Here is a 20876-nt window from a genome sequence, read left to right as displayed (position 1 = left end):
CTGACCCTATCGAAAAGGAACAGTGCCATGACCAGCAGCAAGCCCCGTCCGAAGGAACCCAGCACCCCGGAAGATCCGGTGCGGGACGCCGGCGGCGGCGACACCAAGATCGAACAGGGCGGCGACTCGGCGCCGCGCCTGCCGCACGAACATGACCAGTCTTCGGACAGCCAGGAAGCACAGGACGGGCAGCCGCCGGAGGTGGGCCGCAGGGGCCATGACGACATCGAGCGCGGCACCGTGGACACGGACCGCGGCCCGGTGATCGACCGTGTCTACAACGACAAGGTCAAGCGCTGAGCCGGATTACTGCTTGCCCACGCCAGCGAGTTGCTCGCGCATCGACGAAATCACCGCGCCGTAGTCCTTGGCATTGAAGATGGCGCTGCCCGCCACGAAGGTGTCGGCACCGGCCGACGCCACGCGCGCAATGTTGTCGGCCTTGATGCCGCCGTCCACCTCGAGGCGGATGTCGCGGCCGCTCTGCTCGATGCGCTTGCGCGCGAGTTCGATCTTGCGCAGCGCCGAATCGATGAAGCTCTGCCCGCCGAAACCGGGGTTCACGGACATGATGAGAATCAGGTCGATGTCGTCGATGGCCCAGTCGAGCGCTTCGAGGCCGAGCCCCGGATTGAAAACCAGCCCCGCCTTGCAGCCCGCGCCCTTGATGGCCTGGATGCTGCGGTTCACGTGCGGCGAGGCATCGGGGTGAAAGCTGATGTAGTCGGCGCCCGCTTCGGCAAAAGACGCGGCCAGCGCGTCGACCGGCTGGATCATCAGGTGCACGTCGATCGGCACCGGCTCGCCGTCGGCCGTCTTGGCGTAGGGCTTCAGGGCCTTGCAGATCATCGGGCCGAAGGTGAGGTTCGGCACGTAATGGTTGTCCATCACGTCGAAATGGATCCAGTCGGCGCCGGCGGCGATGACCTTGGCCAGTTCGTCGCCCAGGTGGGCGAAATCGGCCGAAAGAATGGAGGGGGCGATGCGAAACGGCGTGCTCATGCGCCGATTGTCGCAGCCGGCGCAAAACCCGGAAAGCAGTGCAAGAGAACGCTCCAGTTACCATCGCGCGCATGCCGCAAAGCCCCATCAGTGTCCACGTAGAGCCGCGCTACCTCGCGGAGCAGTCCTCGCCAAAGGACAAGATATACACCTTTGCCTACACCGTCACCGTGACCAACGTGGGCGAAATCAGCGCGCAGCTCATCGCCCGCCACTGGCTCATCAACGACGCCTCGGGCCATGACCAGGAGGTCAAGGGCCTGGGCGTGATCGGCCAGCAGCCGCTGCTGGCACCCGGCGAATCGTTCCGTTACACGAGTGGCTGCCGCCTGCAGGCGCCTAGCGGGACCATGCACGGCAGCTATTTCGTAGTCACTGAAGATGGCGAGCGCTTCGACGTGCCGATTCCGATGTTCGTGCTGGAAGCCGACATCGGCGGCGCCCCGGTTTCAAGGGTATTGCACTAGGTAGCCCCTGTCCTGCGTCACCGCGACTGGGCCATGCGACACTGTTGGCCGGGCAGCCCGCGCTTTGGTAGGGTGGCGTTCATCCCGGAGATGGGCGCGCTCAACGTGCGCGTGAACTTTTGTCTCGCTTTCCGTCTGGCGCTGCGCGCGCGCAGCGTCAACCCCGGTGACCGCATCCGCGGCGCCGCCCAGGCACGCTGGCGCAGCCGGCCCTTCCGCTTTTTTCTACCTGCATGAATCTGACGAGTCTCTTCAACGATCTGCTGGGCTTCTGGTCCGAGTGGCTGCGCCCTTCGGCGGGCCTGCCGACGGTGCTGTGGTCGCTCCTCTTGGCCGCGGCGGCCGCCTCCGGTCACCTGGTGCAACGCTACCTGGGCTTGCCCAAGGTGGTGGGCTATTCGGTGGTCGGCGCGGTGGTCGGCCTGGCCGGCTTCGAAGGCGCCATCTGGCCGCTGCGCGGCATCAGCCTGTTCCTCTTGGAACTGGGCGCCGCCGTGGTGCTGTTCGAGGCCGGCGGTCGGCTGCCGCTGCGCTGGTTCCGCCACAATCCGATGGTGCTGGTGCAAAGCCTCCTCGAAGCCACGCTCACCTACTTCGGCGTGTACTGGATGCTGCAGCTCTTGGGCCTGCCCGATCCGGTGGCCAACCCGATCGCGCTGATGGCCATCGTGGCCTCGCCAGCGGTGCTGAGCCGCGTGATCATCGACACCCGCGCCTCGGGGCCGGTGACCGAGCGCGCCATGACGCTGGCCACGCTCAATACCTTCTATGCGCTGGCGCTCGGCTATGCGCAGGCCGGGTTGATCGAGCGGGCACCGCAAACGCTGCTGCAAAAGCTTTATCCGGTGGCGGTGGTGCTCGGCCTCTCATTCGTGATTGGCGGCATCCTGGCGCTGGGGCTGCGCATGGCGCTGCGCTTCATGAGCCCGACCAGCGAGAACACCTCCATCTTGCTGCTCGCGCTCATCGCGGCCGCCAGCGCCCTTACGGCCCACTTCGGCGGCTCCGCCCCGCTGGCCGCGCTGATCGGCGGTGTGCTGCTCAAGACGCTCAATCCCAAGCCCTGGGCCTGGCAGCGGCAGCTCGGCACGGCCTCGTCTCTGCTCACGATGCTGATGTTCGTGCTGGTGTCCATCGTGGCGGCGCAGGCCGACTGGACCTTGCCCGTGGCCAGCATCGTGCTGGCGGTGATCGGCATTCGCCTGTTCGCCAAGATCGCCGGCGTGGCCATTGCCAACCCTGGCAGCGGCGCGAGCTGGAATCAGGCTTTCTGGGTCGGCTGCGCGATGTCGCCGCTGTCGTCGATTGCACTGCTCATTGCGTCGAACTTCACCACCGCATCGCCCTTGCTCGGCACCATGATCACGCAGGTGGCCCTGCCCTCGATTCTTTTGATGGAAGTGATGGGCGCCGTGCTCGCCACCGTGGCCATCCACGCGGTGGGCGAGAGCTCGGTGCCCTGGGCACCCCAGGCCTTCAGCACCACGGAGGACACGCAGCGATGACCGCGGCCATGCCACTTACCGGCACCCCCCCTCTTTCGATCGACCCGGACAGCGACGACTTCCGCTCCGCGGCGCTTCCCGCCGATCCCGCGAGCCGCGTGGTCAAGCTCGAGCCCTTCAACCACTCCGAAGCGCTGTCGCTCGGCGTGGAACTCGAGCTTCAACTCGTCAACACGCACGACTACGACCTGGCGCCCTATGCGGAAGACATGCTGCGCCTGATGGCGCAGACGCCGCTGCCCGGCAGCGTGGTGCCCGAGATGACCTCGAGCATGATCGAGATCTCGACCGACATCTGCCACTCGGCCCAGGACGTGATCACGCAGCTCTCGCCCATTCGCGAGGCGCTGATCAAGAACGCCGACAAGCTCAACATCGCGGTGGTGGGCGGCGGCACGCATGCGTTCCAGCAATGGCACGAGCGGCGCATCTACGACAAGCCGCGCTTTCGCGAGCTGTCGGAGCTCTACGGCTACCTGAGCAAGCAGTTCACCATCTTCGGGCAGCACGTGCACATCGGCTGCCCCGATGCGGACGCGGCGCTCTTGATGCTGCACCGCATGTCGCGCTACATCCCGCACTTCATTGCGCTGTCTGCCTCGTCGCCGTTCGTGCAGGGGCAGGACACGCAGTTCGACTCGGCCCGGCTCAACTCGGTGTTCGCGTTTCCGCTCTCGGGCCGCGCGCCCTTCACCTTGAGTTGGAAAGAGTTCGAGGCCTATTTCGAGCGCATGACCCGCACCGGCGTCGTGCGCAGCATGAAAGACTTCTATTGGGACATCCGGCCCAAGCCGGAGTTCGGCACCATCGAGATCCGCGTGTTCGACACGCCGCTCACCGTCGAACGCGCGGCCGCGCTCGCGGGCTACGTGCAGTCGCTGGCCGCATGGTTCCTGCAGGAGCAGCCCTTCGAGCCGACGGAAGACGACTACCTCGTCTACACCTACAACCGCTTCCAGGCCTGCCGCTTCGGGCTCGACGCGGTGTACGTGGACCCAGCCAGCGGCCAGCACATGCCGCTGCGCGACCACATCCTCATGACGATGACGCAGCTCGAATGGCACAGCGAGGCGCTCAACGCCACGCAGGCCCTGGGCGAACTGCGCACCAGCGTCGAAGCCAACCGCAACGATGCGCGATGGCTGCGCGAAAAGCAGGGCAAGGAGCGCCTGCTGGCCGAGGTGGTGCGGCAGGCGGCGCTGCGCTTCCGCGGCGCCGCGTAGTTGATCTGATTCAGGCGGCCACGGCCTCCTGCGAGAACTGCCGGCGGTACGCCGTGGGCGAGGTCTTGAACGCGGCGACGAAGTGCTTTCGCAGCGACACCGCCGAGCCGAAACCCGCATCGGTGGCCACCCGTTCCACCGGATGGCCGGTGGTCTCCAGCAGCCGCTGCGCGAGTGCCAATCGCTGGTTCTGCAGCCATTGGCCCACGGTAGTTCCGGTGGCCTCGCGAAAGCGCCGCGTGAAGGTGCGCCGGCTCATCAGCGCGCGCCTGGCAAGGCCGTCCAGCTCATGCGGACTGTGCAGATGGCGGCCCAGCCACTCGATCAGCGGCGCGAGGCGGTCGCTCTCGGCCGCGGCAGGCACCGGCCGCTCGATGTACTGCGCCTGCCCGCCCTCGCGGTGTGGCGCCACCACCATGCGCCGCGCGGCACGGTTCGCCGCCTCAGCACCGTAGCGCACACGCAGCAGGTGAAGGCAGCAGTCGATGCCCGCGGCAGTGCCCGCGGAAGTGAGCACGTCGCCGTCGTCGACATAAAGCACCTCGGGTTGCAGCGTCACCTTCGGGTACTGCCTGGCGAAAGCTTCGGCCAGGTTCCAGTGCGTGGTGGCGGGGCGTCCGTCGAGCAGGCCCGCCTCGGCCAGCACGAAGGCGCCCAGGCACAGTCCGACCACGACGGCGCCGCGGCGATGCGCCGCCTGCAGCGCACGAATGAGCGCGGGCGGCGCGGGCCGCCCGTCGTCGCGCCATGAAGGCACGACCACGATCTGCGCCCGCCGGATGGCTTCGAGCCCGTGCGTCACCACGAGCGTGAAGCCCGCGTTGGTTTGCAGAGGGCCGGGCTCGGTGCCGCAGACTCGCAAGCGAAAACGCGGGACGCCGGCTTCGGTACGGTCTTCGCCAAAGACCATGCAAGGCACGGACAGGTGAAAGGGACTGATGCCATCGAAGGCCACGACGGCGATGGTTTCAACGGGCTTGCTCTTCATGGCCCGATTTTATCGATGAATGGCTTCCGGGCCACTTTCTCGCATGCACCGGAGCGAGAACAATCACCTCATTCCACAACACAACCAACGGAGCAGACAGACCATGAGCAACACCACCGCACCGCGCCGCGCCCTCGTCGTGATCGACGTGCAGAACGAGTATTTCGAAGGCGGCGGATTGCCGATCGAATACCCGCCCGTCGAGCAATCGCTGCCCAACATCGCGCGGGCCATGGATGCAGCCCATGCCGCCGGCACGCCCGTGGTGGTGGTTCGCCACCATGCTCCCAAGGGCGCCCCGGTGTTCCAGGCCGACACCCACAATGGCCAGCTGCACCCTGAGATTGCCAGGCGCCCGCACGACCACCTCGTGACCAAGGCCATGCCGAGCGTCTTCACCGGCACCGACTTCGGCGACTGGCTTGCGCGCCACGAGATCGACACACTGAGCGTGGCCGGCTACATGACCCAGAACTGCGATGCATCGACCGTGTTCGAGGCGATGCACCGCGGGCTGAACGTGGAGTTCCTGTCGGACGCCACCGGCGCGCTGCCTTATTCGAATGCAGCCGGCCAGGTGAGCGCCGAGGAGATCCACCGCGTGTTCAGCGTCGTGTTCCACAGCAATTTCGCGGCCGTGACGAGCACCGACGCGTGGATCGCCGCCATGCAGGCCGGCCAGGCGATCGAGAAGGACAACGTGGTGATGTCGAACCGGCGCGCGCAGGGGTGAGACCGTGCCTGCAGGTCGATCAAACGCTGCTACGAACGCAACGAGACCATTGGGAATGACGATGAGCAGCGGCTCTCCACCCGGGTTGTAGCGGTCGAACCACGGTCGATCGCGGCAATGAGAACCTAAGGCCACATCGCCAGAGCCGAGGGTGTGACATAAGCCGCGTCATCGGCCTGAATCTGTGCGGGCCACAGTTCGTTGACGTTTCCTCTCGCCCCTCGATCCCAGAATTCGCCTTGCTGTCACATGAGCGAACAGGGAAGAGGAACGCGATGAATAAGAATTTTTTTCGGGTGATCTGGAGCGCAGCGCGCGCGATGCGGGTCGTCGTGCATGAGGCCGCCGCCACCACTGGCAAAGGTTCCTCCAAGGCCACCAAGATCACCACGGGCGCGCTCGCCAGCGCAGCAGCCTTTGCACCCATGCTCATGGCCGCCGCGCTCGCGGGTTTGCTGACCGCGCCTTATGCGCATGCCCAGATCGTCGCCAACCCGATGGCCCCCGGCGCTCAGCGTCCCACGGTTCTCGTGGCGCCCAACGGTGTCGGCGTCATCAACATCACGACGCCTTCGGCTGCCGGTGTTTCCAGAAACCAATACATCCAGTTCGACGTTAATGGCCGGGGCGTCATCGTCAACAACTCACGCACCAACGTGCAGTCGGGCATTGGCGGCTGGATCAATGGCAACCCCTATCTGGCCACCGGGCCGGCGAGAGTGATCCTCAATGAGGTGAGCTCCTCCAATCCGTCGTACGTCAACGGCCCGGTGGAGATCGCGGGCCAGCGCGCGGAGTTCATCCTGGCCAATCCAGCCGGTATCGCGGTTTCCGGCGGCACGTTTGTGAATGCATCGCGCGTGACCCTTACGACCGGCACGCCGCAGTTCAATGCTTTCGGCGGCCTGGACGCCTATGTCGTGCGCGGCGGCACGGTCACCGTGGGCGGCAGTGGACTCGATGCGACACGCGCCGATCTGCTCACGCTGATCTCGCGCGGGGTGGTCGTCAACGGCGGCATCTGGGCCAATGACCTCAAGGTGGTGGCTGGGGCGAATGTAGTGAGCGCCGATGCGGTGAACGTCACGCCCACGACTGGCACTGGTCCCGCACCGAGCTACACCATCGACATATCGCAGCTCGGCGGCATGTATTCCGGGCACATCCATCTGCTGGCGAACGAGGCGGGCATCGGTGTGCGCAATGCGGGCGCGATCCAGGCCTCGGCCAGTTCGGGCGTGGCAGGCCTGGCCGGCCTCGGGCAACTCGTCGTGACCTCGGCGGGACGGCTTGAGAACCTCGGCACCATGCAGGCCTCCGCCGATGCAAACCTCTCGGCCGCGAGCCTCGCGAACAGCGGCACCATCAGCAGCGGCAGCAACCTCAGGGTCACGACGCAGGGCAACCTGACCAACGCGTTCAACGGCACGGGCGGCACGCTCGAAGCCCAGGGCGTGCAGCTCGCCAGCACCGGCGGGGACATCGACAACCGGGGCGGCATCATTCGCCAGACTGGCAGCGTGGCCTTGACCATCGCCGCGCCGACCGTGAGCAACACGAGCGGCGGGGTGATCGGTCTCGAGCCCGCACCGGCGCCGACCGCTGGAACGGGCGGCACGACCACTACAGGGACCACCTCGGGCGGCACCACCGGCACGGGCTCGACTTCATCCGGCGGCACCACAGCCACAACCGGCGGAACCACCACCACAAGCGCACCGGCGCCGGCACCGCCCCCCATCGAGCCAGGCGTCATCACCGCCGCCGGGGCGATCTTGAACGACGGCGGCAAGATTTACGCGGGCGGCCCGATCACGCTGCAAAGCGCGAACCTCATCAACAACGGCGGCACGCTGAGCGTCGCCAGCATGGCGCTGAACCAGCCGAGCTTCTCCAACCACGGGGGCACCCTCAACGTCTCCGGCGCTTTCACTGGCAGCCTGGGCACCTTCGACAACTCGGCAGGGACGCTGAACGCGGGCAGCCTGAACATCGCCACCAGCGGCGACTTCGTGAACACCGATGGCGTGCTGACCAGCGCGACCGACGCGAACCTTTCCGTGGGCGGCACGCTCGAGAACACACGAGGAACGATCACCGCGACCGGCGCGCTCACGGCCAATGTGGCCGGCGCGATCCAGAACACCTCGGGCACTCTGGCCTCCGACCAGGCCGTCACGCTTACGGGCCAGTCCCTGAACAACAGCCAGGGGACCATCGAGTCGGCCGGCGGCAACGTCCAGCTCGGCATCGGCCAGCAGCTGCTGAACACGGATGGCCATATCGCCAGCGGCGCGAACCTCGCGATTCAGACCGGCAGCCTCGAGGGCACGAAGGGGTCGCTGCAAAGCACGGGCGACCTGTCCGTCACCGCCGCCCAAGGTCTGACCGCCACCGGCACCACCGTCGCGGGCGGCAACGCCACGCTGCAAGGCGCCTTCGTCGACCTCTCCGGCAGCCAGACCGGTGCCGCCAACCTCGCGATCACCGCCACCCAGGGCAACGTGACCACCAGCGGCGCCACCGTCGCCACCCCCGGTACGCTCGCCGTCACGGCCAATGCACAGCCCGGCCAGACGCTCGTGAACAACGCCGGCACCCTGAATGCCGGCCAGCTGCAGATCAGCGTCTCGAACCTTGCCAACACCAATGGCGGCGAGATCGTCCAGACCGGCACCGGCGCCACCACCCTGGCGACCAGTGGCACGCTAAATAACGACGGCGGACGCATCGCGAGCAACGGGCAGGACCTGACCCTCCAGGCCGCGTCGATCACGAGCACGGGCGGAACGATCGAACACGCAGGCACTGGCACGCTGACCATTGCGGGCGGCAGCTACAGCGGCGCCAACGGCACCATCACCGGCAACGGCGCGTTGAAGGTCGCCATGTCGGGCGACTTCAACCAGGACGGCGGCACCACCACCGCCCAGCAGATCACCATCGACACCGGGTCGTTGAGCAACCGGAACGGCCAGATCACCCAGACCGGCACGGGCGACACCCACATTGCCACGACCGGGGCCCTGGACAACAGCGCGGGCCGCATCGCCAGCAACGGACAGAACCTCGGCCTGCAGGCCGCATCGATCACCAATACCGCCGGCAAGATCGAGCACGCCGGCAGCGGCACGCTCAGCATCGCAGGCGGCAGCTACAGCGGCGCCAACGGCCAGATCACGGCCAACGGCGCGCTGTCGGTCGCCATGTCGGGTGCCTTCAACCAGGACGGCGGAACCACCTACGCCCAGCAGATCGACTTGAGTGCAGCGTCCCTGAGCAATCAGGGCGGCAGCCTCGTGCAGGCCGGCAGCGGCACGACTACGCTGGCCGTGGGCGGGCTGCTGAACAACAACGCCGGCACCATTGCAAGCAACGGCCCCATCGCCGCGAGCGCAGGCTCGATGAGCAACCAGGGCGGAACGCTGCAGGCGGCCGGCGCCTCCGACCTGAGCCTTACGGTCGCCGGTCCACTTGACAACTCGGCCGGCGGCAAGATCCTCGCGGGTGGCAACGCCACCGTCGCGGCCGGCAGCCTGAACAACAACGCCGGCAGCGTGACGGCAGTCGGCGACCTGACCGCCACCATCGGCGGCGCCGCCACCAACTTGGGCGGCACGCTGGCCGCCAACGGGAACACCACGGTCACGGCGGCCAACCTGGACAACAGCGGTGGCACCACCGCGGCCGTCACCGGCAACCTGAGCGTCACGACCTCGGGCACGACGACGAACAACGGTGGCACCCTGCAGGCCGGTGGCGCGATCACCTTGGTCAACGGCGGCCTGGTCAACCAAACGGGCAAAGTCTTCGGCAACAGCCTGTCGGTGAACACCAACGGCAACACCCTGGACAACACGCAAGGCACCCTGGCTGCAACCACCACGGTGGCCATCAGTTCGGGAACGCTGCTGAACGACGCCGGCCTGATCCAGTCGGGCGGGGCGATGACCGTCAACACAAACGGCCAGGGCCTGAGCAACACCAATGCAGCTGCCTACGCCAACGGCCAGGGCGGCATCGCCAGCGGCGACACGCTCGACCTGACCACCGCAGCGCTCGACAACACAGGCGGTTTCATCGGCGCGAAGAATGCACTGGCGGTCCACACGCAGGCGTTCTCGAACACCGCTGGCGGGCAGGTCATCGGACAGGCCGCCGTCACGATCGACACGAACGGCGCAACCTATGACAACAGCGGCGGCCAGACGCAGGCAATCGGCGCGCTCACGATCAATGCCGGCGCCGTCCAGAACACGGGCGGCCTGCTGCGGTCCAGCGACACGACAACGCTGAACGCCGCCTCCGTCGACAACGCCAACACCGGCGGCCTGGACCAGGGCATCGAGGGGATGAACGTCGTCATCCATGCGGCCACCCTCGCGAACCAGGGCGGCTCCGTGCACGCCGCCCAGGACCTGACCGTGACCAGCGGCGGCACCGTGGACAATTCCGCGGGCGGATTGCTCTCGGCGGGTGACGGCCTCAGGATCATCGATCCGAACGCGGCGAATCCCGGCGCCAAGACGCTCAGCGTGATCAACACCGCAGGGACGCTGGTTGCCACCAACGACCTGCAGATCGACGCGGCGAACTTCAGCAACGACGGGAGTTTCACGGCCGGCCGAGACATGTCGATCCTGCTGACGCAGGACATCGTCAACAACCGCGACATCAGCGCGAGCGGCAATCTCACCTACGGCACCACCGGCCAGCTGACCAACAATGCCAAGCTGCTCGCGGGCGACACGCTGACGGTCAACGGCAACGTCGTCGACAACACCGCCACGGGCGAGATGTCGGGCACGGACACCATCGTCAATGCGGCCGCCACCCTGACCAACCGCGGCCTGATCGACAGCCAAGGCGCCACGCAGATCAATGCCGGCACGCTGAACAACATCGGCACGGGCCGCATCTACGGCGACCAGATCTCGATCGGCGTCGGCACGCTCAACAACGACGCCGAGACCGTCAATGGCGTGACCAAGGCAGGAACCATCGCCGCGCGCAGCACGCTGGACATCGGCGCGACCACCGTCAACAACCGCGAACATGCGCTGCTCTTCAGCGCCGGCGACATGTTCATCGGCGGCGCGCTCGCAGGGCGGCACGCTCAACAACCTGAGCGCCACCATCGAATCGCTGGGCAACATGTCGATCTCGATGGGGCAGATCAACAACTGGGACACGCACATCCAGCTGGGGCCCAAGGCCACCACGACCACGCAGACGGTCGCCGTCGCGCCGGTCGGCGGCAGCGGCTTCTACACGCTTGACCAGGTCGTCGTCATCCCCGGCCAGCCCTTCGTGTGGGCGCGCAACCCTGACGGTTCCACAGGCGCTCTGCTGTACAGCAACGGCTACGGCATCTGGACCACCACCGCCACGACCACGGCCGATACCGCCATCAACGCCGACCCGGCCCTCATCTCCTCGGGCGGCGACATGACGCTCGTGGGGGCCGTCTACAACCGCGACAGCCGGATCATCGCCGGCGGCACGCTGACCGCGAGCAACGTCACGAACGAGGCCTTGAAGGGGAATTACCAGACGACCAGCTTTTCGACGGTGGTCAACGACAAGGGACAGCTACAGCCGATTGTTCTCGGGCCCATGGCGAGTGGAACGGTTGACGTCGGCGCGTTCGAGTACGTCCAGCATGTCAACGCCACCAGCGGCTACAACGCCGGAACTGCAGCCACCGGCTCCGCCAGTGCAAATGGCGGTGGGGCGACGGGTGCGGGTGGTGGTACCCGAGTGGGAACTATCGTCGAGGTGGCCGCGAACGTCGGCGGCGTGGCCGGGGCCGCCGGGACGGGTGCCGCAGGTGCCACTGGCACAGGCGCGGGAGCTGCGGGTGGCGCCAGCGACGGCAGTGGCCAGACCATCCCGATGGTGGTGCGCACCAGCACGCCGAACCTGGGTATTCCCACCACCAGCCTTTTCAGCATCCACGGTGGGCCTGGCGGCTACCTGATCGAAACCGATCCGCGCTTTGCCAACTACCGCAACTGGCTCAGCAGCGACTACCTGCTGAACAGCCTCGGGCTCGATCCGAACAACACGCTCAAGCGATTGGGCGACGGGTTCTACGAACAGAAGCTCATTCGCGAGCAGGTGGCGCAGCTCACGGGTTATCGCTATCTCGACGGCTACGCCAACGACGAAGACCAATACATCGCGCTGATGAACGCGGGCGTGACCTTCGCCAAGGAATACGGCCTGCGGCCCGGCATCGCGCTGACGGCTGCGCAGATGGCGCAGCTCACGAGCGACATCGTCTGGCTGGTCGAGCAGACGGTGACCTTGCCCGACGGCAGCACGCAGCGTGTGCTCGTGCCCCAGGTCTATGTGCGGGTGCGGCCCGGCGACATCGACGGTTCGGGGGCGCTCCTGGCCGGCAACCAGGTGCGCATCGACGGCAAGGACAATAACCTGGTCAACACCGGCACCATCGCCGGACGCCAGCTGGTGAGCATCAATGCGAACACCATCGACAACCTGGGCGGCCGCATCAGCGGCGGGCAGGTGGGCCTGAAGGCCCAGGTCGACATCAACAACCTCGGCGGAACCATCGATGCGCGCGACAAGCTGACGCTGGACGCCGGACGGGACATCAACGTGCGCACGACCACGGCTTCGGGTGCCTTTGGCAACCAGAACGTTGACCGGGTGGCTGGCCTGTACGTGACCAACCCGGGCGGAACCTTGGTGGCCAGCGCCGGGCATGACGTCAACCTGGTCGGTGCCGTCATCACCAACCAGGGCGGCGGCCTGACTTCCATCAAGGCCGGAAACGACATCAACCTGGGCACTGTCACCACCTCCTCGACCAGCTGGGCTATTGGTGACAAGGTGAACGGTCATTCGACAACGACCAAGGAACTCGGCACCACGATCACGACCAACGGGACGACGTTGTTCGATGCCGGACAAGACATCAATATCCGGCAGGGCACGGTTGACGCGGGCCAAGGGGCGCTGGGCCTTCGCGCCGGCCGAGACATCAATGTGGAGCCAGGGCGGACGCAAACGTCGATCGACTACACCGTGAATTGGACCGACAAGGGCGTGCTCACCCGCACCACCAATCAGGTGAATGTGCATGCGTCCAGCGACCACTCCGTGGCCAGCCGTCTCACAGGCAACACCGTCGATCTGGATGCCAAGCGTGACGTGACCGTGATCGGCAGCGACATCATCGCCCCTGGTGACATCACCCTCAAGGCAGGGCGTAACGCCAACATCGTGTCCTCGGTCGATACTGATCAGGCTGATGCGCAGCATGACCGCAAGAGAACGATGAGCGCATTGGGCGGCTTGGTCAATCTTGGCGTTGCTGCCGCGTTCTCGGGGGCATCCATGCCTGGCGTCGACGGCAAGGGCAATGCGTCCATCGCCTCGACTAACCAGTACAGCGGCGCCACGAGCACCGAGCGGGCCAGCAACATCACCAGCACCGGCGGCAACGTGAGTGTGACGGGCAAGGAGCAGGTGAACATCTATGCCAGCAACCTCAGTGCGGCCGGCGATTTGAATGTGACCGGCGGCGATGTGACGGTCATGAGCGGTCAGAACCAGAGCAGTTTTGGCATTGGCGATCAGACCCGCACCCGGTCGATGGCGCCCAACCAGGTGCCGCATTCACTGGCAAGTGGTTTGAACACCCGCAACAATGTGACGAGCCGACTGGACCAAACCAGCCTGGCTCCCGCGACGCTGAGCGGGCAACATGTCAACATCACCGCGACCACGGGAGACCTGAACCTCATTGCGCCCACCATCAATGCCGGGCAGAGCGTCACGTTGAGTGCCGTCAACGGCGATCTCAATTTCGGTGTGGTCAACACCGGAACCGAGGTCAGTCAGACCCGTGGCCAGCGCAGCGTCATGTATCAACGAGGTGCCGACTCCGGCACGCATGTTGAAACAGCCAACTACACGCAGATCAACAGTCCAAACCTGAGCGTCGATGCCAGGCACATCAATGTGCAGGTCGGGCAGAACGCAACACCGGTCTTGGACGCGAATGGCCAACCGTCGTTGTATGTGCCGCAGCAGACCCTGCAGCAGGCCTTGCAACAGGTGATCGGAAGCAATCAGCCGGGGACTGAATGGATCAGGCAGTTGCAGAACGACCGATCACTCGACGGCAAGATCAATTGGGAAGGGGTACCGGTCGCGCAGCGCCAGTGGGCCGAAAGTCAGGGCAGCTTGACGCAGACTGGCGCGGCTGTCGTCACGATCGTTGCCTCCGTGCTGACCTGGGGCTATGGCGCGGAATTTGTTGGCGTGGCAGGCAACACGGCAGTGGGCGCGGCTGCCAATGCCGGGTTTTCGGCTCTGGCCAGCCACGCGGCGGTGAGCCTGATCAACAACAACGGCGATATCGGCGCCACGCTGCGGGAGTTGGGCTCCAGCCGCACGATCAAGGACATCCTGGTGGCCATGGCCACAGCGGGGGCGGTGCAGGGTTTGAACATCGGCCTGGGCATACAGGGGTGGACTGCCTCCGGCGCCGCGGCTGGCACTGCGACCTGGCCCCAAGTTCTGGCACGCAACCTGCTCAATGGTGCAACCGCAGGGATCGTCGGCGCGGCGATCAACGGCACCAGCGTGGAGGAGGCGATCAAAAACGGCTTGCTCAACGGCCTGTTGAACACGGCGGCGTCGGGAAGTGCGCAGTGGATTGGCGGAAATCAAGAGGGTTTCGCCAACGCTGTAGCGCACGCTATCGCGGGCTGCCTGGTAGGCGCCGCCAGGGCGGGCGCGGGCTACGGCATGAGCGAAGGCGACGGGTGTTCAGCGGGCGCCATAGGCGCGACCGTCGGCCATTTGGCGGGACAGTTTTACAACCCGACTAACGATCCGAGCCTTACTGCGCAAACGATTCAGTTCGGGCAGTTTATTGCAGGGATCGCTGGCGCGTTGATAGGAGGTGATCAGGCGAGTGCTGATATTGCGTCGGCTGCTGGCGGCAATGCTGTTGAATACAACCAGATGGGGCCGCGCGGACCATTGCAACCTGGTTTCGGATACGAGTACTCCGCAGACACGGACTATCCGTTTGGGCCCACCGCTGAATTTAAAGCAAGGTTCTTTGGGTCAGAGGCGGAGCGACTTGTGTGGTTCCGGACACAAGAAATCATGGCGGGAACTGCGACGACGCGAGAATGGTTAAGCTTTAATGATCCGAAGGTGGAACTGCCACGTAGCGGAGGCCCGCTTTATGAAATATTCGACTTGGGGCTAAGTGATGCGGGTGCAGTACGAATCGCGTATTCACCAAAATTTCCCAACACCTTTTATGTATCGTTGGATCATTATGCAGCAACAACTGCCCAGCCATTGCGTTGGACCAGATTCGATGCCGGCCCGCCAAAACGCTAAATTGGAGAAATAAATGCGTGGATATAGCGATACCATCAGATCAACAACCTGCGCTGTTCACTTTATCGAGGCAATCAAGGTCGATGAAGAGGTGGTTGATTTAAAGGCCGAATTGGACAGTGCGGGGATACGATGCGCCTATATAGATTGCAGGCCGATTGCAGTGAACCCTCTTGCTGCTTGCGATGCTGTCGCTGTCGCGATCGGTGCGTCACATGCTCCGTACGGAGAGGAGCATTGGATCCGATTGCTCGACGACATGATTTCCTTGTCAACGAGTCTTCCTGGCTTGATTATTGTTATGGATCATGCAGACGAGCTTTTCGAGGCTGATCGTACGAAGGTATTCGATTTGATCGAATCGTTCCTAATTCAGCTGCACCACTGGCTGGGTAAAAAGAAGCCATGCCACCTGTGTTTTCAGATGTCCCCTCATCCAATAATCGAGAAGACATTTAATTCGTCGTTATAAACAGATTTCCAAGACGAGCTTCGATTTGTCGCCAATTTTTGCTCGAGTTTAAAAAGAATTAAGCTTCAAAGGAAATCTATATTTGGCGCTTTATTGATTTCCACATTCTTGTTGTATGGGTGTGGTGTTGCGCGAGGCGTGACGGCAAACGATTTGGACCGGAATCCATCAAAATTTATCGCAGATCAATGTCCTGATTTAAGTGGCGGCTACACATATATGATCGCCCGCTTACCCAATGGGGGTTACGCAACAGATATGCTTAAGACTTATGCGGGTTCCATATATTGCTTTGGAGAACCGCGAAAGTTGTTCTTGGTACCAGCCGACCTCAACAACCAACTCACCATTGATGATCTTCCGGATTTCCAGTCTTACTCTTGAGGTGCCTTAAAAAAGAACAAGGGAAGTCGCAACAACAAAATTCTTCATATTGAGCAAACAAAAGATAAATTCATTCAAGGCGAGATTACCAAATCCAGAACTGTTACGCGACTGGGTACTGAAATGTCGGGCTGTGATAAACGGCGGGCAGGAATTCGTTCCACGTACTGTTTCCTGTGGGGAGTTTGAAACTAGAAGAATACTAGCGGAGCATTAAAAATTAGCAGCGAAAACGCCAAAGATCAATTTCCTCTTCAACCGGTCTGCTCGGAGACCCTAAGGAATTGCCTTCGGTGACTCGTACTTATCCGCCGTTTAGATTCTAGAAAAAACCTCCGTAGGCCTTGATCTGCGGCAACGCGATTTCGGATGCAGCCGGATGACTGGCTTGAGAAAAAAGAAAAGAGGGAGTTGACTTGAAACGCAACCTGTTAACGGCCGCCATGGCCGCCTGTCCGTTGTTGGCAACGGCTCAGCAGACGCCGACGACGCCACAACCCATCGTCGAACAACAGCGCCAGCAGGAACGCGAACGCGCCCTGCGCGAGCAGAACGAGCGCAGCGTCGACCAGCGACTGCAGGCGGCACCGCCCGCGCCCACCCAGCGCATCCCGGCTTCGGAAGCCCCGTGCTTTCGGATCGATCGCGTGCTCTTGGTCGGCGAGCAGTCCGAATCGTTCCAGTGGGCGGTCTCTGATCTTTCCGGTCCCGAAGGCAACGATTCGCCGATCGGCCGCTGCCTGGGCACCGCAGGCGTGAACGTGGTCCTGGCCCGCGCCCAGCAGGCCGTCATCGCGCGCGGCTTCGTCACCACCCGCGTGCTGGCCGCGCCGCAGGACCTGTCCGCCGGCACCTTGACCCTGTCGCTGGTCCCCGGGCGCATCGCCGCCATCCGCACCACGCCCGATTCCTCGGCCACGCTGCTGGGCAGCGGCGCCTTGCTGGGTTCCGCCATTCCCGCCCGGCCCGGCGATCTCTTGAACCTGCGCGACATCGAGCAGGGCCTGGAGAACCTCAAGCGCGCGCCCACGGCCGAGGCCGACATTCAGATCGAACCCTCGACGGCCGCGAACGCCCGGCCCGGCGACAGCGACCTGGTGGTCAAGTACGTTCAATCCAAGAAATGGCGTGTCACCCTGAGCCTGGACGACAGCGGCACCGAGGCCACCGGCCGCTACCAGGCCGGCGCCACCGTCTCCATCGACAACCCCTTCGGGCTGAACGACCTGTTCTACGCCAGCGCCAACCACAACCTCAACGGCCATGTCTTCAGCGACCCCGCCAAGGGCACCGAGGGCCAAACGGTGCACTACTCGCTGCCCTACGGCTACTGGATGCTGGGCTTCACCGCCTCCAACAGCCGGTACCACCAGCGCGTGGCCGGTCTGAGCCAGGACTATGTCTATGCGGGCAAGACCAACAACGCCGAAGTCAAGCTCTCGCGCCTGCTGTACCGCGACCAGCGCCGCAAGACGACCTTGGCGCTGAAGGGCTTCCGCAGGGAATCGCGCAACTTCGTGGACGACACCGAGATCGAGGTGCAGCACCGCGTCGTGGGCGGCTGGGAGCTCGGGCTGAACCACAAGGAGTTCATCGGCGACGCGACGCTGGAAGGCACGCTGGCCTACAAGCACGGCACGGGCGGCTTCGGGGCCATCGCCGCGCCGGAGGAGCAGTTCGGCGAGGGCACGTCGCGCTTGCGGCTGTACACGGCCGAGGTGAGCCTGAACGCACCGTTCAAGCTGGGCGAAGAGAAGCTGCGCTACTCGGGCCTGGTGCGTGCGCAGTGGAACCGCACGCCGCTCACGCCGCAGGACCGCTTCGCCATCGGCGGGCGCTACACGGTGCGCGGCTTCGATGGCGAGACGAGCCTGATGGGCGAGCGCGGCTGGCTGATTCGCAATGACATCGGATGGGCCATGGGACAGAGCGGGGCGGAGCTCTATGTCGGGGCCGACTACGGGCATGTTGGTGGGCGGTCGACCGCGGACCTGCTGGGCCGCAACCTGGCAGGGGCGGTGCTCGGCGTGCGCGGCCAGTGGAGCAAGCTCAGCTATGACTTCTTCATGGGGGCGCCGATCAGCAAGCCGGAGGGGTACCGGACGGCCAAGACCACCTTCGGGTTCAATCTCAATGCGAGCTTTTGATGATGATCGCTTCTCCTCATTCTGATACTCCCAATACGCCATCGGTGAACTCCAACTCACCGCCAGTCACTCCTGCATCGTGGTGGCCGCTGCCTGCAAGACGGCTTTGGCTGACCATCGCTGAGCTTCCCCTAGGAAATTTTGTACTTTTTGCGGCCGCAATTGGGCTCCTGGCGACATTGCGGTATTTCAGCGATATCGCATATCCATTGTCGGATATAGGTGCCCTTCTGACGGCCGCCGGCCTGGTTACCGCCACCGCGGTCGCTGTGGCTGTCAGCCTTGCGACTTCGCTGTGGACGCCATTGTTGATGCTCCAGATGAACGAAGGAATTCGCCCCCGATGGAGCGATATCGCGTGGGCGCAGATCATTGCTGCTGCCCTCCTCTGGGGTGGAATATTCCTGGCTCTCAGTTGGCATGAACTTGGAGCGCTGTGGACGCTGGGCATCGTGGTCTTCGCGGCGATTGCGCTGGCGGCACTCGTTGTTTGGCTCGACCTGTGGGGACGCACAAAGGCCACGCCGCCACGCGAGCGCATGAACTACGCACGGGTGTTCTTCCTTTGCGTGGTGGGCTCTGTGATGCTGATTCCGACCGTGGATCTTCTGATCCGGCTGACGGGCGGTGCATCCGTGCTCACCGCGGACCAACGCGGCTTCACGTTCCTGGCTTTGCACTTCGTTGTCATCCTACTGATCTCGGGGTTGTCGAAGATCAAGCCGAGCAGCTCTTTCATGGTCATCTTGACTGTCGTCATCGTTGCCCTTTTTGCCGGCTCCATCGGAACTGCGCAGCTGCCCAAGATGCTCGCGACCAGTGCCGGCATCAGGCTAAAGGACACGGCGGATCTGATCATCTCCAAGGAGACCTGTGCACGCGCTCAAATGCTGGCCAAGGCAGAAGCTCAAGAGCGCAAGGAGGACTGGAAAGGGCGCGAATGTGTCGAAAGCGGAGCGCTCCTGCGCGCGGAAGTTCAGGTTCACTCGGGTGGTCGCTGGCTACTTCTGGCACGCACTCTGGATGGCGTTGAAATGCCGAGCACGATGACGCGCTTCACGGCTCCAGACGCTGCGATCGAGCTGGTACTCCCAGCACAAAACCCACGTCATGAGTAGCTTCGTGCTTATGACAGGCGAAGTCGGTGAGATGTCGGCATCGCATCGCCTCCAGAGAGAACGCTGCTGGCGTTTGCCCGTCGAACCATTCGTACGGCTTGTCCACCAGGCTTGCGCCTCTTCGCCGAACACCTGAGCAGCAAAGGCCAGCACGTCTTGTCATGACCAAAATCACCTTCGTCATTCATTTGGGCAATCACTGGCGCATGTTTGCGAATGCGCGTGACGACTTGACGTTCCTCGGCACCGTCCAGCACGGTGTCGCGGCCATCGGTGCCCTCGCAAGAACCCAGGATGGCGGCTATGTACAGGTCAACGGCGATGTCGTGACAGCGCTCCACGCCCGAAAAATCGAAAGTGCGCTGCGTATGCGGTGGGGCAAGGCGCCGCCGTGCGCGAACCGGCCATTGGACGACCGCCTGCTCGCTGACCCTGCACGATTGCCGGAGCCCATTCTAGAACCGGGCAACCCAACGCCGGCTCCTGCGCCCGCGCCGGTGATCACGGTGAAGAAGCGACGCGTGGCGGTGCGTGCGACCACCGAAGCAGCCCATCGAAACAATCGACGCGCGCCAGACGCAACTCGGCAAGAAGACGCAACTTCAGGCGAATCCCTCAGCCTGATGGAACCGTTGGCCGATCTCCAACATCAACCTTGACGAGAGCTTGTGATGCTCGAAACCATGCTTAAACCCAAACGACCCTTTGCCTGTTGCCTTCTTGCCGTGGCCGCGCTCGCCGGTTGCGGTGGCAGCAATCTGAACGCGCCGCCTGCACCCATCGCCAGCACTGCGTCATTGAACGGCGCCCGATTGGCATTGGCTGTTCCGGAGTCGCCAAGTTTCACCGCGCGTGTGCCTCCCGACTGGAAAGACGCCACGGCTGCCGCATTCGGTGGGGTGATCGGCGCCGTTGCGCGCGCCTCTATCCGGGACGGTGATGGCGACCGCATGGCCAAAGAGTTCGGTGTTGTCGATCCGGCGCTTGCGGTTGGCCAAGGGCTGGCGAGACGGTTGCGCATGAGCCACCGTATGAGCGAAGCCCCGGCCACGGCCACGCCGGTTGCACAAACCGTTGATGCCGTGGTCGCGGCGGCCCCGGAGGCCGACATGATCCTCGACGTCCGAAGCCAGGTCTTCGGCTTTAACTACTTGTCGAAAGAGCCGACGAAGTTCTTTGTCATGAACATCACATGGGCTCGGCTGATCGACGCGCGGTCCAAGGCCGTGCTCGCGGAGGCACGTTGCATTCCGCTCAAGGCACCGCCGATGCAAAAGTTCGAGCAGCTTGTCGGGAACAACGGCGAAGGCATCAAGGCCGGGCTAACCGCGTATGTCGATCCCTGCATCGAGCAACTGGCCGAAAAGATGAAGCTTTGAACTCCATGGTCCGGTCCTCCAACCCAAGTTTCTGATCGGCTTCCCAAGCTTGTCAGCCTCATCTC

At 64.0% G+C, this 20876-nt stretch carries 15 protein-coding genes; 13 read left to right on the top strand and 2 right to left on the bottom strand.

The annotated features are described in order from the left end of the window. Positions 1–27 precede the first annotated feature (27 nt). Positions 28–300, top strand: a complete 273-nt coding sequence (locus tag ASC78_RS11635; RefSeq protein ID WP_055800974.1) for a hypothetical protein — start codon at positions 28–30, stop codon at positions 298–300. Between the two features lie 6 nt (positions 301–306). Here the strand turns inward: ASC78_RS11635 and rpe are convergent, their stop codons facing one another. After that, positions 307–1002, bottom strand: a complete 696-nt coding sequence (rpe, locus tag ASC78_RS11630; protein ID WP_055800971.1) for a ribulose-phosphate 3-epimerase — start codon at positions 1000–1002, stop codon at positions 307–309. A 71-nt stretch (positions 1003–1073) separates the two neighbouring features. Between rpe and apaG the strand changes: the two genes are divergently transcribed. From apaG to ASC78_RS11615, 4 genes are read left to right on the top strand one after another with little or no spacing between them, the layout of a single operon-like run. Continuing rightward, positions 1074–1469 carry a Co2+/Mg2+ efflux protein ApaG gene (gene apaG / locus ASC78_RS11625; protein ID WP_055800968.1) on the top strand — a complete coding sequence of 132 codons (396 nt, stop codon included), beginning with the start codon at positions 1074–1076 and terminating at the stop codon, positions 1467–1469. Between the two features lie 33 nt (positions 1470–1502). Then, positions 1503–1706: a hypothetical protein gene (locus ASC78_RS27015; RefSeq protein ID WP_443082713.1), complete on the top strand. Its 204-nt coding sequence runs from the start codon at positions 1503–1505 to the stop codon at positions 1704–1706. Beyond that, positions 1703–2974, top strand: coding sequence for a cation:proton antiporter (locus ASC78_RS11620; protein WP_055800965.1), 1272 nt, complete (start codon positions 1703–1705; stop codon positions 2972–2974). Before ASC78_RS27015 ends, ASC78_RS11620 begins: the two co-directional genes overlap by 4 nt. Continuing rightward, positions 2971–4197, top strand: a complete 1227-nt coding sequence (locus tag ASC78_RS11615) for a YbdK family carboxylate-amine ligase (RefSeq protein ID WP_235505061.1) — start codon at positions 2971–2973, stop codon at positions 4195–4197. Before ASC78_RS11620 ends, ASC78_RS11615 begins: the two co-directional genes overlap by 4 nt. Before the next feature lie 10 nt (positions 4198–4207). On the opposite strand, the gene ASC78_RS11610 is transcribed toward ASC78_RS11615, so the two are convergent. After that, positions 4208–5185 (bottom strand): GlxA family transcriptional regulator, encoded by a 978-nt coding sequence (locus ASC78_RS11610; protein ID WP_055800963.1) that lies wholly within the window; start codon positions 5183–5185, stop codon positions 4208–4210. Positions 5186–5288: 103 nt separating this feature from the next. Between ASC78_RS11610 and ASC78_RS11605 the strand changes: the two genes are divergently transcribed. The 8 genes from ASC78_RS11605 (at position 5289) to ASC78_RS27435 (ending at position 20811) form a co-directional block, all read left to right on the top strand. Continuing rightward, complete coding sequence (locus tag ASC78_RS11605) at positions 5289–5918, top strand: isochorismatase family protein (RefSeq protein ID WP_055800960.1); 630 nt, start codon at positions 5289–5291, stop codon at positions 5916–5918. Between the two features lie 275 nt (positions 5919–6193). Then, positions 6194–11197 carry a two-partner secretion domain-containing protein gene (locus tag ASC78_RS27965; protein ID WP_235505060.1) on the top strand — a complete coding sequence of 1668 codons (5004 nt, stop codon included), beginning with the start codon at positions 6194–6196 and terminating at the stop codon, positions 11195–11197. After that, on the top strand, positions 11079–15311 hold the full coding sequence (locus tag ASC78_RS27960) for a DUF637 domain-containing protein (protein WP_235505085.1): 4233 nt from the start codon (positions 11079–11081) through the stop codon (positions 15309–15311). The genes ASC78_RS27965 and ASC78_RS27960 overlap by 119 nt, the downstream gene beginning before the upstream one ends. Positions 15312–15324: 13 nt before the next feature. Further along, entirely contained in the window at positions 15325–15783 is a 459-nt protein-coding gene (locus ASC78_RS27440) for a hypothetical protein (RefSeq protein WP_157634433.1), read from the top strand. A gap of 827 nt (positions 15784–16610) precedes the next feature. Continuing rightward, on the top strand, positions 16611–18314 hold the full coding sequence (locus tag ASC78_RS11595; protein ID WP_055800955.1) for a ShlB/FhaC/HecB family hemolysin secretion/activation protein: 1704 nt from the start codon (positions 16611–16613) through the stop codon (positions 18312–18314). Further along, positions 18314–19432 carry a hypothetical protein gene (locus ASC78_RS11590; protein WP_157634432.1) on the top strand — a complete coding sequence of 373 codons (1119 nt, stop codon included), beginning with the start codon at positions 18314–18316 and terminating at the stop codon, positions 19430–19432. Before ASC78_RS11595 ends, ASC78_RS11590 begins: the two co-directional genes overlap by 1 nt. A 161-nt stretch (positions 19433–19593) precedes the next feature. Then, positions 19594–20091, top strand: a complete 498-nt coding sequence (locus tag ASC78_RS11585; protein WP_055800951.1) for a hypothetical protein — start codon at positions 19594–19596, stop codon at positions 20089–20091. Positions 20092–20103: 12 nt separating this feature from the next. Then, positions 20104–20811, top strand: coding sequence for a hypothetical protein (locus ASC78_RS27435; protein ID WP_157634431.1), 708 nt, complete (start codon positions 20104–20106; stop codon positions 20809–20811). Positions 20812–20876: the final 65 nt, after the last annotated feature.

Source organism: Variovorax sp. Root318D1 (assembly GCF_001424835.1).
GTDB lineage: Bacteria > Pseudomonadota > Gammaproteobacteria > Burkholderiales > Burkholderiaceae_C > Variovorax.
This window is presented reverse-complemented; position numbering and strand designations above follow the sequence as displayed.